The sequence below is a fragment of the Sinorhizobium alkalisoli genome (assembly GCF_008932245.1).
GTDB lineage: Bacteria > Pseudomonadota > Alphaproteobacteria > Rhizobiales > Rhizobiaceae > Sinorhizobium > Sinorhizobium alkalisoli.
This window is the reverse complement of sequence record NZ_CP034910.1, coordinates 106,125-119,401: the sequence shown is the minus strand read 5'-3', so window position 1 is coordinate 119,401 and position 13,277 is coordinate 106,125. Positions and strand designations below refer to the sequence as shown.

The 13,277-nt window shown below is 64.0% G+C and carries 11 protein-coding genes; 5 read left to right on the top strand and 6 right to left on the bottom strand.

Translation table 11 applies throughout. The features are described from left to right. Positions 1–92: 92 nt before the first annotated feature. Entirely contained in the window at positions 93–719 is a 627-nt protein-coding gene (locus tag EKH55_RS18150) for a hypothetical protein (protein WP_069461059.1), read from the top strand. Positions 720–723: 4 nt separating this feature from the next. Here EKH55_RS18150 and EKH55_RS18145 read toward each other — a convergent pair whose 3' ends face one another. From EKH55_RS18145 to EKH55_RS18120, 6 genes are all read right to left on the bottom strand, one after another. Further along, positions 724–1,437: a glutathione S-transferase family protein gene (locus tag EKH55_RS18145; protein ID WP_069461060.1), complete on the bottom strand. Its 714-nt coding sequence runs from the start codon at positions 1,435–1,437 to the stop codon at positions 724–726. Between the two features lie 17 nt (positions 1,438–1,454). After that, the gene (locus EKH55_RS18140) at positions 1,455–2,036 is read right to left on the bottom strand and encodes a VOC family protein (protein WP_069461061.1); all 582 of its coding nucleotides are present in this window, start codon (positions 2,034–2,036) and stop codon (positions 1,455–1,457) included. Positions 2,037–2,158: 122 nt separating this feature from the next. Continuing rightward, on the bottom strand, positions 2,159–4,297 hold the full coding sequence (gene scpA, locus EKH55_RS18135) for a methylmalonyl-CoA mutase (RefSeq protein WP_151612181.1): 2,139 nt from the start codon (positions 4,295–4,297) through the stop codon (positions 2,159–2,161). Positions 4,298–4,538: 241 nt separating this feature from the next. Then, positions 4,539–6,542 carry an acetyl-CoA carboxylase biotin carboxylase subunit gene (locus EKH55_RS18130; protein WP_245314786.1) on the bottom strand — a complete coding sequence of 668 codons (2,004 nt, stop codon included), beginning with the start codon at positions 6,540–6,542 and terminating at the stop codon, positions 4,539–4,541. Between the two features lie 29 nt (positions 6,543–6,571). After that, entirely contained in the window at positions 6,572–6,862 is a 291-nt protein-coding gene (locus tag EKH55_RS18125) for a hypothetical protein (protein ID WP_192803836.1), read from the bottom strand. A gap of 11 nt (positions 6,863–6,873) precedes the next feature. Beyond that, entirely contained in the window at positions 6,874–8,406 is a 1,533-nt protein-coding gene (locus tag EKH55_RS18120) for an acyl-CoA carboxylase subunit beta (RefSeq protein ID WP_151612179.1), read from the bottom strand. Between the two features lie 140 nt (positions 8,407–8,546). On the opposite strand from EKH55_RS18120, the gene EKH55_RS18115 reads away from it, so the two are divergent. The 4 genes from EKH55_RS18115 (at position 8,547) to mmsB (ending at position 13,273) form a co-directional block, all read left to right on the top strand. Further along, positions 8,547–9,965 carry a helix-turn-helix domain-containing protein gene (locus tag EKH55_RS18115; RefSeq protein WP_151612177.1) on the top strand — a complete coding sequence of 473 codons (1,419 nt, stop codon included), beginning with the start codon at positions 8,547–8,549 and terminating at the stop codon, positions 9,963–9,965. Positions 9,966–10,090: 125 nt separating this feature from the next. After that, positions 10,091–11,233: an isobutyryl-CoA dehydrogenase gene (locus tag EKH55_RS18110; protein WP_192803835.1), complete on the top strand. Its 1,143-nt coding sequence runs from the start codon at positions 10,091–10,093 to the stop codon at positions 11,231–11,233. Positions 11,234–11,245: 12 nt separating this feature from the next. Further along, complete coding sequence (locus tag EKH55_RS18105) at positions 11,246–12,313, top strand: enoyl-CoA hydratase/isomerase family protein (RefSeq protein ID WP_151612173.1); 1,068 nt, start codon at positions 11,246–11,248, stop codon at positions 12,311–12,313. Positions 12,314–12,376: 63 nt separating this feature from the next. Beyond that, positions 12,377–13,273: a 3-hydroxyisobutyrate dehydrogenase gene (gene mmsB / locus EKH55_RS18100; protein WP_151612171.1), complete on the top strand. Its 897-nt coding sequence runs from the start codon at positions 12,377–12,379 to the stop codon at positions 13,271–13,273. Positions 13,274–13,277 lie beyond the last annotated feature (4 nt).

Genomic DNA, 13,277 nt, shown 5'->3' with positions numbered 1-13,277 from the left:
ATACCCTCTCCCCGCTTGCGGGGAGAGGGTCGGGGGCTCGGCGCCTAACTGAGCATTAAGGAGAGCGGACCCGTGCGGCCGCACCGGAGCAAATGACGACTATCTGGCCATGGCTTTCCCTGGCGGGCCTCGGGGCGTTCCACGGCGCAAACCCGGCAATGGGCTGGCTTTTCGCCGTGGCGCTCGGCCTTCACCGGCAAAGTGCGCGGATCGTCTGGTTGTCCCTCGTGCCGATCGCCATTGGCCATGCCGTTTCCATCGCGATGGTGTTGGCCGTCGTGACGGTATTCGGGGCCGTCCTGGACTTGCGGAACCTGCAGCTTGCCGCCGCCGTCCTCATTCTCGGCCTTGCCGGCTATTGCGCCGTTTACGGGCATCGCCACCGCGTGAGGGTCGGTATGCAAACCGGCATGGCCGGACTTGCGATCTGGTCCTTCCTGATGGCGACGAGCCATGGTGCCGGGCTGATGCTGGTGCCCGTGGTCCTAAGCCTTTGCCTGACGGACCAGTCGGGAATTGCCGGTATAGGCAATTCGCTCCCGATTTCGCTCGCCGCGGTCGGCGTCCATACGGGTGCGATGCTGGCCGTGATCGCCGCGATAGCGCTCATCGTTTTCGCCTGGGTCGGTCTTGCCGCCCTGCGGACAGCCTGGATCAATTTCGACCGCCTCTGGACGCTGGCGCTCGGGGCAACCGGAATCATTCTGCTGATTTCATGAGCGTTCAGGCGGTTCCCGTGAGTTCCTCTTCCCGCTGGGCCTTCACATAGGCGATGTAACCGCGCACGTCGGCGGCCGGTTCGGAATAGGCCGTTCCGAGCGCCTTCTCCATCGCTTCCATATGGGTCGTCGCCCAAGCCGGCAGCGGGTAATCGATCGCCTCCAGGAATTCGAGCGTCGCGGCCAACCTTATGTCGGCGATTGACGGCTGATCGCCGCCGATAAAGGGCTTGCCGGCCATGTAAAAGGCATGGAAGACCTCGAGCGGTTCTGCAAGCGCATCCGCGGCGGCCTTGCGGGCCTGCTCCTTCGTGTCATGGTCGGCATCGGTATAGCCGACCTCGCCCGGATATTGCGGGAAATGCAGAGCCGGATAGGTAGCCCGTGCGAGATAGGGATAGAAGGTGCCGATCAGATAGAACATGGCGCTGTCGATCATCGCGCGCCTTTCCGGATCCTTCGGATAGAACTGGTTGAGACTGTGCTTGTTGCAGAGATACTGCATGATGGCGCAGCTTTCCCAGAGAGCGCCCCTGGGCAGGTCCGCCGTTTCGATCATCGGCGTCAGATGCGAGGGAGCCTTCGCCAGATATTCGGGGGTACGCGTCTGCCCGTAGACGTCGTGCTCGGTGAAATCGAGACCTGCTGCCCGCAGGAACACGCGAACCGTCATGTTGTTGACGCTGGGCTTGATCACATTGAGTATTATCTTCGACATGACTGAACCTCCGTTCCTCAGTAGGGATTCTTCGGGGCACGCTCGGCCGACAGCGTCGGTCGCGAGCGTTGCATGAGTGCTTCGATCGCATCGGCGAGATGCACTTCGGCAATGGCGTAGTCGCCGCGCGCCACCCGGATTTGATGCGCCTCCATCAGCACCGCGGCATGGGTGTGGCCGGCCGGCGGTTCGAAACGGTAGGAGGCGAGCTCGATCAGAAGGCCGAGCGGGTCCTCGAAATAGATCGAATCCATGAAGCCCCGGTCCTTGACGCCGCTATGGCTGATCTCCCGCTCGTTCAGCCGCTCCACTGCCTGCTGGAACGTGGCGCGCGAAACGGCGAAGGCGATGTGATGGACGCAGCCGATATCCGTCGGCGTGCGGCTCGGATCGGGCTTGCGGTTTTCGTCGGTGAATATGGTGATCAGCCGGCCGTCGCCCGGATCGAAATAGAGATGGCTTTCCGATGCCCGGTCGAGGTTCGGCTGCTCGAAGATGAAGGGCATGCCGAGCACGCCTTCCCAGAAATCGATTGATGTCTGGCGGTCCGCGCCGACGAGTGTGATGTGATGGACCCCTTGCGATTGCAGCTTTCGCATTGCCAGTCCTCCCTGTGCAGCCCGCGCATCCACTGCGGACGTTCGCTCGTCCGGCGCGGCCCGATCCTGATTGTCCCGCAAGGCAGATGGAACGCAAGGCCCGAATTGCGAAAGCTGCGGGATCAGATATTGCGCCGCTTGCCTTCGATCAGGTCGAGCACCGTGCGGGCGGCATCGAGCACATGGGTGCCGGGGCCGAAGACGGCAGAGACGCCTTTATCCATCAGGTAAGCATAGTCCTGCCGCGGAATGACGCCGCCGCAGACGATGACGATGTCCTGGCCGCCGCGCGCCTTCAGTGCATCCGCAAGCTGCGGCATCAGCGTCTTGTGGCCGGCCGCAAGCGAGGAGACGCCGATCACGGTGACCTCTTCCGCAAGCGCCAGATCGGCGGCCTCCTCCGGCGTCTGGAACAGCGGTCCGGCGACCACGTCGAAGCCGATGTCGCCGAAGGCCGACGCGATCACCTTTGCGCCGCGGTCGTGGCCGTCCTGGCCGAGCTTGGCCACCATGATCTTCGGCTTGTGGCCGAGCCGCCTGGTGACCTCGCCGAGTCGCCCGGCAAGCACGTCGAGTTCGGGATCGCCCTGATAGGCTTTGCCGTAGATGTCGGTGACCACTTCCGGCACGGCGGTGTAATCGCCGAAGGCCTGGCGCATCGCTTCGGAGATTTCGCCGAGGGTCGCGCGTGACCGGGCGGCCTCGACGGCTGCGGCAAGCAGATTGCCCTTGCCGCTCCTCGCCACTTCGGCCAGCGCTTCCAGCGTCTCGTTAACCTTCAGCGTGTCGCGGCGCCGTTTGGTTTCCTCGATCCTCTTGATCTGTGCCGCGCGGACCGCGGCGTTGTCGATCTGGAGTATGTCGATCGGATGCTCGTTCTCGAGGCGATACCTGTTGACGCCGACGATGACCTCCTCGCCGCGGTCGACTGCCGCCTGGCGGCGGGTCGCGGCCTCTTCGATCAGCCGCTTCGGCAGCCCGGCATTGACCGCCCTGGTCATGCCGCCGAGCGCCTCGACCTCATCGATCAGCGCCCAGGCCTTTGTCGCGAGCTCGTTCGTCAGGCTTTCTACGTAATAGGAGCCGGCGAGCGGATCGACGACCTTGGTGACGCCGGTCTCGTGCTGCAGGATCAGTTGCGTGTTGCGGGCAATGCGGGCGGAAAATTCCGTCGGCAGCGCGATCGCCTCGTCGAAGGAATTGGTGTGCAGCGATTGCGTGCCGCCGAGCACCGCCGACATTGCCTCGAAGGCGGTGCGGATGATGTTGTTGTACGGGTCCTGCTCGGCAAGCGACACGCCGGAGGTCTGGCAGTGCGTCCTGAGCATCAGCGATGACGGCTTTTGCGGATTGAACTCCTTCATGATGCGGGTCCAGAGTAGCCGTGCAGCACGCAGCTTCGCCGCCTCCATGAAGAAGTTCATGCCGATTGCGAAGAAGAAGGAGAGCCGGCCGGCGAAATCGTCGACGTTCAGCCCCTTGGCAAGCGCCGCCCGCACATATTCGCGCCCGTCGGCGAGCGTGAAGGCGAGCTCCTGGACGAGCGTCGCGCCCGCCTCCTGCATATGGTAGCCGGAAATGGAGATCGAATTGAACTTCGGCATTTCTTTCGCCGTATATTCGATGATGTCCGCGACGATCCGCATCGAAGGCTCGGGCGGGTAGATATAGGTGTTGCGGACCATGAACTCTTTCAGGATGTCGTTCTGGATGGTCCCGGATAGCTTGTCGCGCGAAACGCCCTGCTCCTCGCCGGCGACGATGAAATTGGCGAGGATCGGGATCACGGCGCCGTTCATCGTCATGGAGACGGAGATCTTCTCGAGGGGGATGCCGTCGAAGAGGATCTTCATGTCCTCGACCGAGTCGATCGCCACACCTGCCTTGCCGACATCGCCGACGACGCGCGGGTGATCGCTGTCATAGCCGCGATGGGTCGCGAGGTCGAAAGCGACGGAAACGCCCTGCTGCCCGGCGGCGAGGTTCCTGCGGTAGAAGGCGTTGGATTCCTCCGCGGTCGAGAAACCGGCATATTGCCGTATCGTCCACGGCCGGCCGGCATACATGGTGGCGCGCGGCCCGCGCAGGAACGGCTCAAGACCGGGGAGCGAGTCGAGGTGCCCGAGATCCGCGAGGTCATCGCGCGTGTAGAGCGGTTTGACCGCGATCCCCTCCGGCGTCGGCCAGACGAGGCTTTCGGGGGAGGCCTTCAGCTCCTTTTCGGCGAGGGCTTCCCAGTCTTTGATGGTTTTGTCGGTCATCGCATTGCTCCGTCGAAGCGCACTTGCATCTGGTGCTGGCGAAAACCCTCCCCGAACCCTCCCCACAAGGGGGAGGCCCCCGACCGCGGCATCGTTTTGCCCTCTTCCTCGATTCCTCGAGCAGTTGGAGCAAAGGTAAAGTCACGGGGGCGCGGCACCGTAACCCCTCCCCCTTGTGGGGAGGGGTTGGGGAGGGTGGTCCGCCGGTTCAAGATAGCCGTCGGTATCAACGCCGCCTTCATCACTCGAACTCCAGGATCAGTTCGTCGACCGCCAGGCTCGCACCGGCGGGGATGGCGACGCGCTTCACTGTGGCGCGCTTCTCCGCCCTCAGGATGTTCTCCATCTTCATCGCCTCGACGACGGCGATCGCCTGGCCCGCTTCCACGGTTTCGCCTTCCTTCACCGAGATCGAGGTCACCACGCCGGGCATCGGGCAGAGCAGCATCTTCGAGGTGTCCGGCGGCGGCTTCTTCGGCATCAGCCGCGCTAGTTCCGCGACGCGCGGGCTTCGAACGCGCGCGACCACGTCAATGCCGCGCCAACGCAACCGGATGCCGGTTCCGGCGAGTTCGACCTTCACGGCCATGGGCTGATTGTCGATGTTGAAGGTGGCGAGCGTGCGGCCCGGGACCCAGTCGGTGGCGACGGAAATGACGCTGTCGTCGGAGAAGCGGATATAGGCACCATCGGCGGAGGTGCCGCAGGTGACCTGATACTCGCGATCGGCGAGGCTTGCCACCCATTCGTGGCCTACGACCCGGCGATGATTGCCGATCGTACCGGAAATCTGACTGGCGCGTTCCTGCAGTGCCTGGTTGATCGTCACCGCGACGGCGGCAAGCCGCATCACTGAGGCCTCCTCCGGCGCGACGCCCTGGAAGCCGTCCTTGAATTCCTCCGCGATATAGGCGGTCGTCAGCCGCCCTTGGCGGAAGCGCTCCTGCTGCATCACGGCGGAGAGGAAGGGCAGGTTATGGCCGATGCCCTCGACCTCGAAGGCGTCGAGTGCGTCCGCCATCGCGTCGACGGCCGTTGCCCGGTCCGGCGCCCAGGTGCAGAGCTTGGCGATCATCGGATCGTAATGAATCGAGATCTCGCCGCCCTCGAAGACGCCGGTGTCGTTGCGGATGATCGTGCCGTCGTCCTGGCGGCCTTCCGCCGGCGGACGATAACGCGTCAGCCGGCCGATCGAGGGCAGGAAGTTGCGATAGGGATCTTCCGCATAGAGCCGGCTTTCGATCGCCCAGCCCTCGAGCTTCACGTCCTTCTGGCGGAAAGCGAACTCCTCGCCGGCGGCGACGCGGATCATCTGCTCGACGAGGTCGAGGCCGGTCACGAGTTCCGTCACCGGATGCTCGACCTGCAGCCGCGTGTTCATCTCCAGGAAGTAGAAATTGCGATCCGCATCGACGATGAATTCAACCGTGCCGGCCGAATGGTAGCCGACGGCTCTTGCGAGCGCGACCGCCTGCTCGCCCATGGCGCGCCGCGTCTTCTCGTCGAGAAAGGGCGAGGGCGCTTCCTCGATCACCTTCTGGTTCCGCCGCTGGATCGAGCATTCGCGCTCGCCGAGATGGACGATGTTGCCATGCTGATCGCCGAGCACCTGGATCTCGATGTGGCGGGGCTCGGTCACGAATTTCTCGATGAAGATGCGATCGTCGCCGAAGGAACTCTTCGCCTCGTTCTTCGAGGACTGGAAGCCCTCGCGCGCCTCGCGCTCGTTCCAGGCTATGCGCATTCCCTTGCCGCCGCCGCCGGCCGACGCCTTGATCATCACCGGAAAGCTGATCGACGCGGCGATGCGCGCGGCCTCGTCTGCATCCCGGATCAGCCCCATGTGGCCCGGAACCGTCGAAACGCCCGCTTTGGCGGCGAGCTTCTTCGAGGTGATTTTGTCGCCCATTGCCTCGATCGCCCGAACGGGCGGACCGATGAAGGTGACGCCTTCCTTCTCCAGCGCCGCGGCGAAGGCGGCGTTTTCGGACAGGAAGCCGTAGCCCGGATGGACGGCATCCGCCCCGGTCATGCGGATCGCTTCAAGGATCTTTTCGATGACGATATAGGACTGGCTTGAGGGCGACGGGCCGATATGTACGGCCTCGTCCGCCATGCGCACATGCATGGCATCGCGGTCGGCATCCGAATAGACGGCCACAGTCGCAATACCGAGCCTCCCGGCGGTGCGGATGATGCGGCAAGCGATTTCGCCACGATTGGCGATGAGGATTTTCTTGAACATGCGTTTCTCTTTGAATCCTTTCTGTCGCATCATCGCCTGAACTTTCGTCGGTAGGGTAGAAGCGCAATGGAAGATGCCGCCACGGCGCCGGCGAAAAGAAGGGCAAAAGGGCCGACCACCATAGCCGCGGCCAGGAAGGGGTTGGCCGAGCGGACGATATGTGTGCCGACCGCGCCGATGTTCAGCCAGATCAGCGCAGCGGCGACGGCGGTGCCGACGAGCGCGCCGTAAAGGGAGTTGACGGCTAGGTACCGCAGCATCTGCCAGTGGTCACGGCGGGCGGCCTCGGGCGTCATCTCGGGTTCCGGTTCCGGCCTCATGGCGGGCTCCGTCAAAGCGGGATCGTGTCGTGCTTCTTCCAGCGCGTCTCGACCTGCTTGTTGCGCAGCGATGCAAAGGCGCGGGCGATGCGGCGGCGTGAGGAGTGCGGCATGATCACCTCGTCGATGAAGCCGCGCTCGGCGGCGACGAAGGGATTGGCGAAGCGCTCCTCGTATTCCTTCGTGCGTGCGGCGATCTTCTCCGGGGCTCCGAGGTCGGAGCGGTAGAGGATCTCGGTCGCACCCTTGGCGCCCATCACGGCGATCTCGGCGGTCGGCCAGGCATAGTTGACGTCGGCGCCGATGTGTTTCGACGCCATGACGTCATAGGCGCCGCCATAGGCCTTGCGGGTGATCAGCGTCACCATCGGCACGGTCGCCTGGCTGTAGGCGAAAAGCAGCTTGGCGCCGTGCTTGATGACGCCGCCATATTCCTGGGCGGTGCCGGGCAGGAAGCCGGGTACGTCGACGAGCGTCAGGATCGGGATCGAGAAGGCGTCGCAGAAGCGCACGAAACGGGCGGCCTTGCGTGAGGAATCGATGTCGAGGCAGCCGGCGAGCACCATCGGCTGGTTGGCGACGACGCCGACCGTCTGGCCTTCGAGCCGGATGAAGCCGGTGATGATGTTGCGGGCGAATTCCGGCTGCAATTCGAAGAAGTCGCCCTCGTCGGCCACCGCGAAAATCAGCTCCTTCATGTCATAGGGCTTGGCGGCGCTCTCCGGGATTAGGCTGTCGAGCCGCAATTCGATGCGCGCCGGATCGTCATGGAAGGGCCGGACCGGTGGCTTCTCTCGGTTGTTGAGCGGCAGGAAATCGAAAAGCCGTCGGACCTCTTCAAGCGCTTCGATGTCGTTCTCAAATGCGCCGTCGGCGACCGAGGACTTGGTCGTATGCGTGCGGGCGCCGCCAAGTTCCTCCGCCGTGACGATCTCGTTCGTCACCGTCTTCACCACATCCGGGCCGGTCACGAACATGTAGGAACTATCGCGCACCATGAAGATGAAATCGGTCATCGCCGGCGAATAGACGGCGCCGCCGGCGCACGGCCCCATGATCACCGATATCTGCGGAATGACGCCGGAAACCTCGGCATTGCGGCGAAACACTTCGGCATAGCCGGCAAGCGATGCGACGCCTTCCTGGATGCGGGCGCCGCCGGAATCGTTGAGGCCGATCACCGGCGCGCCGTTGCGGACGGCCATGTCCATGATCTTGCAGATCTTCTGCGCGTGCGTTTCCGAAAGCGAGCCGCCAAGCACAGTGAAATCCTGGGAAAAGACATAGACCTGCCGCCCGTTGATCGTACCCCAGCCGGTGACGACGCCGTCGCCCGCGATCTTCTGGTCCGCCATGCCGAAGTCGACGCAGCGATGGGTGACATACATGTCGTATTCTTCGAAGGAATCTTGGTCGAGCAGCACCTCGATGCGCTCGCGCGCGGTCAGCTTGCCCTTGCCGTGCTGCGCTTCGATGCGGCGTTTGCCGCCACCGGCGCGCGCCTGAGCCCGGCGGGCTTCCACCTGTTCGAGTATCGCGCGCATCGTCTCCTCCTGATTTTTGCTGATTGTGCAGGGGCTTCACCTCCTTCGCAATAGCGCCAGGGGCGCGGTGGCGAAACGGCCGAACATGTGCAAATGTGAAGTATACAAAAATGTGAAACGAAGATTGCGAAATTGCAAACATGGCGATCGGCAAGCTCTATATCGGCCGCAAGGTCAGGGAACTCCGGGAAGCAAACCGCGCGACGCAGGGTCAGTTCGCCGAACGCATCGGCATCTCGACGAGCTATCTCAATCAGATCGAAAACAACCAGCGGCCGGTCTCGGCGGCCGTGCTGCTGGCGCTTGCGGAGAAGTTTCAGATCGATATTGCCGAGCTTTCCTCCGGCGAGGGCGACCGGCTGCTGTCGGCGCTTTCGGAGGCCTTGAACGATCCCCTGTTCGAGGCCTATTCGTCGAGCCTGCAGGAACTGAAACTCGTCGTTCAGAACGCGCCGGGCCTCGCCCATGCGTTGGTCAAGTGCCACCAGGCCTATCGCCGCAACAGCGAACAGCTTGCCAGCATCGACGACACGATCGGCCGCGATGCCGCCGTCGTCGAGACCACCCCGTACGAGGAAGTGCGCGACTTCTTCCACTTCGTCGACAACTATATTCATGAGATCGATTTGCTCGCCGAGCACCTGGCCGGCGAGCTCGGCCTCGGCGAGGGCGACAGCCACACCGCCCTCGCCAATCATCTTGAGCAGCGGCATGGCGTGCGTGTCGTGCGCGGTGCCGCCGGCGACGAGGCGATCCGCCGTTTCGACCCGCGTGCCCGCATCCTGACGCTCAATCCTTACGCGCCGGCGCCGACGCGCGACTTCCAGCTCGCGCTGCAGCTCGCCCAGCTTCATGGCCGTGAGGAGATCGACCGGGTGGCGGGTAGCGCCGGCTTCCGCACCGAAGAGGCCTATGAGATCTGTCGGATCGGGCTGCAGAACTACTTCGCCGGCGCTCTCATCCTGCCCTACCAGGCCTTTCTCAAGGCGGCGCGCGAGCTGCGCCATGACATCGAGCTCATCGCCGCCCGCTTCGGCGCATCGCTGGAGCAGGTCTGCCATCGGCTCTCGACGCTGCAGAGGCCGGGACAGAAAGGTGTCCCGATCTTTTTCGCGCGCATCGACCGGGCCGGCAACATCACCAAGCGCCACAGCGCCGCCAAGCTGCAATTCGCCCGCTTCGGTGCCGCCTGCCCGCTCTGGAACGTACATCAGGCCTTCGAGACCCCGGGCCGGATCATCCGCCAGCTCGCCGAGACACCGGACGGCGTGCGTTATCTTTGTCTGGCGACGCAGATCACCAAGGGTGGAGGCGGCTATCGCGCGGCGCATCCACGCTATGCCTTGGCGCTTGGTTGCGAGATCTCCTATGCGGACGCCTTCGTCTATGCCGACGACATGGACCTCGGCAACCGCGCCGCCTTCGACCCGATCGGCATTTCCTGCCGCATCTGCGAGCGCACCAAATGCGCCAGCCGCGCCGTGCCGCCGCTCAAGCGTAAGCTCATTGTCGACCATGACATGCGCGCCGCTCTGCCGTATCGTTTGAGCGAGAACTGAGCTTCGCTCATGCGAAGCCTGTTCGTTTTTGAACAGATATTGTGAGAATTTGCCTCTGTGCCTGTACGCAATTTGGTGTAACACCACGGCACATGGTCAATATGCGGGTCAGGGAGGACATGCATATGGATTTTCGCCTGTCGGAGGAGCAGGAGGCCATCCGCGCGATGGCGCTCGATTTCGCGCGCGACGAACTCGCGCCTCGCGCGATCGACTGGGACCAGCAGAAGCATTTTCCGGTGGAGACGTTGCGCGCCGCCGCAGCGCTCGGGATGGCCGGCATCTATATCCGCGACGACGTCGGCGGCACGGGCCTGACGCGACTCGATGCGGCAATCATCATCGAGGCGCTGGCGACCGGCTGCCCGGCGATCGCCTCCTTCGTGTCGATCCACAATATGTGCGCCGGCATGATCGATCGCTATGGCACGGACGCCCAGCGCCAGCAGTTCTTGCCGCAGCTTCTGACCATGGAGGCCCTGGCGAGCTATTGCCTGACGGAGCCCGGTTCCGGCTCGGACGCGGCGGCACTGAAGACCAGAGCCGTGCGCGAGGGCGGCGCCTATCTGCTGACGGGACAGAAGCAGTTCATTTCCGGTGCCGGCGAGTCCGGCCTCTATATCGTGATGGCGCGCACGGGCGAAGAGGGGCCGAAAGGCATTTCCGCCTTTATCGTCGAGAAGGACACTCCGGGACTCACCTTCGGCGCCAATGAGAAGAAGATGGGCTGGCATGCCCAGCCGACCCGGGCGGTGATGCTCGACAATGTCCGCGTGCCGGCCGAGAACCGGCTCGGTGCCGAGGGCGAAGGTTTCAGGATCGCCATGGCCGGCCTCGATGGCGGACGGCTGAACATTGCCGCCGCCTCGCTCGGCGGCGCCCAGACCGCCTTCGACAGGGCGCTCGCCTATGTTGAGGAGCGGCGCGCGTTCGGGCGCGCGATCGGAGAGTTCCAAGCGCTGCAATTCCGGCTCGCCGACATGGCGACCGACCTCGAGATCGCCCGCACCTTTCTCTGGAGGTCGGCCGCCGCACTGGACGCGGCGGATCCGGAGGCGACCAAGCTCTGCGCCATGGCCAAGCGCTTTGTCACGGACCGCTGCTTTGCCGTCGCCAATGACGCGCTGCAATTGCACGGCGGCTACGGCTATCTCGCCGATTATGGCGTCGAAAAGATTGTCAGGGACTTGAGGGTGCACCAGATACTCGAAGGGACCAACGAGATCATGCGGCTGATCGTCTCGCGGGCGATCATGGGCCGCAAATAGGAAGGATCGTTGATGGAGATGCAGACCGCTCTTCCGGAAGTCATCGTCGAGCGCGACGGCGCGATCGGCAGGCTCCGGCTCAACCGGCCGCGGGCACTGAACAGCCTGAACCGCGCCATGATCCGCACCATCGACAAGGCTCTGACCGAATTCGAGCGCGACCCGGCCATCGCCGCCGTCCTCGTCACAGGGGAAGGCGAGCGCGGGCTATGCGCCGGCGGCGACATCCGCATGATCTATGAGAGCGGCCGCGAGCGCCCGGAGGAAGGGGCCCAGTTCTGGCGCGAGGAATTCATCGTCAACAGCCGCATCTCCGCGTTTCCAAAGCCCTACATTGCGATCATGGATGGCATTGTCATGGGCGGTGGTGTGGGTATATCCGCCCATGGCAGCCATAGGATCGTCACCGAGCGGACTAGGCTCGCCATGCCGGAAACGGGGATCGGCTATTTCACCGATGTCGGCGCGACCTGGCTCCTGCCGCGTGCGCCGGGGGAGTTCGGCACGTATCTGGGTTTGACGGGCCGCGACATCGGCGCGGCGGCGGCGATGCATGCGCGCCTCGCCGACAGCTTCGTTCCGTTGCAGAAAATCGACGAGCTTCTGGTGTCGCTCGGCAGGCTCCCGCCGTCTGCCACGGCCGAGGACGTCGCCGCGGCGATCGATGCCGTCTCCGGCGAACCGCCGGCCTCGGTGCTTCTCGGCCACCTTTCCCTCATCGACCGCTGCTTCGCCTTCGACACGGTAGAGGAAATCCTTGAGGCGCTGAAAGGCGAGAATTCGAATTTCGCGCAGGAGACGCGGCAGCTTTTGAAAAGCCGATCGGCGATCAGCCTCAAACTGACACTCAAGCTGCTGAGAGCCGGGCGGATGAGCGCGACCCTCAACGAATGCCTGGACCGGGAATATGGGGCGACGCTCGGCATGCTTGCCAACCCGGATTTCTACGAAGGCGTGAGGGCGGCGGTAATCGACAAGGACCGCAGCCCCAAGTGGTCGGTCGAACTGGACGAGGTAACGCCCCAGTTGCTGGACCGTTTCGAGCGCCACGATGGGGCGCTGCTTTTTGCCCGCCAATAGCTTTGGCCAGGTGCGAGATCCGCGCTGCCGCATCGAGCAGGTTGAGTGGAGGAGGAGAGGCATATGACGAAGATCGCCTTTATCGGGCTTGGCAATATGGGCGGGCCGATGGCCGCCAATCTGGTGAAGGCGGGACATGCCGTCACAGGATTCGACCTCTCGGAGGCCTCGCGCAATGCGGCGGTGAAGACGGGCGTTTCCGTAGCCGGATCGATTTCCCAGGTGGTGCGCGAATGCGAATGCGTGGTCACCATGCTGCCGGCGAGTTCGCACGTTCTATACGTATGGGATGAATTGCTCGGTTTCGTGGATCCGGGCACGCTTCTGATCGACAGTTCGACGATCGATGTGGAGAGCGCCCGCAAGGTCCATGGTTTCGCCGATACTGCCGGCTGCCTGTCGCTCGACGCGCCCGTGTCCGGCGGCACGGCAGGTGCCGCTGCCGGTACGCTCACCTTCATGGTCGGCGGCAGCGATGGCGCCTTCTCCCGCGGCAAGCACATTCTGGAGGCGATGGGCAAGAAGATCGTCCATTGCGGCGACGCCGGCGCCGGCCAGGCGGCGAAGATCTGCAACAACATGATTCTCGGCGTGTCGATGGCCGTCGTCTGCGAAGCTTTCGTGCTGGCCGAGCGGCTGGGCCTCTCGCATCAGGCGCTCTTCGACGTCGCTTCCACCTCCTCCGGCCAGTGCTGGTCGCTGACGAGCTATTGCCCGGTGCCGGGCCCCGTGCCGGCATCCCCCGCCAACAACGACTACGAACCGGGATTCATGGCGAGCCTGATGCTGAAGGACCTGAGACTTGCGCAGCAGGCGGCGAGCGCCGCCGGCGCCGCAACGCCAATGGGCGCGCAGGCGGCACAGCTCTACAGCATCTTCGAGAAGCTCGGTCATGGCGACGAGGATTTCTCCGCACTGATCCGCATGCTGCGCGGCACGGCGGAGGCAAAGGCAGGTTAGAGCC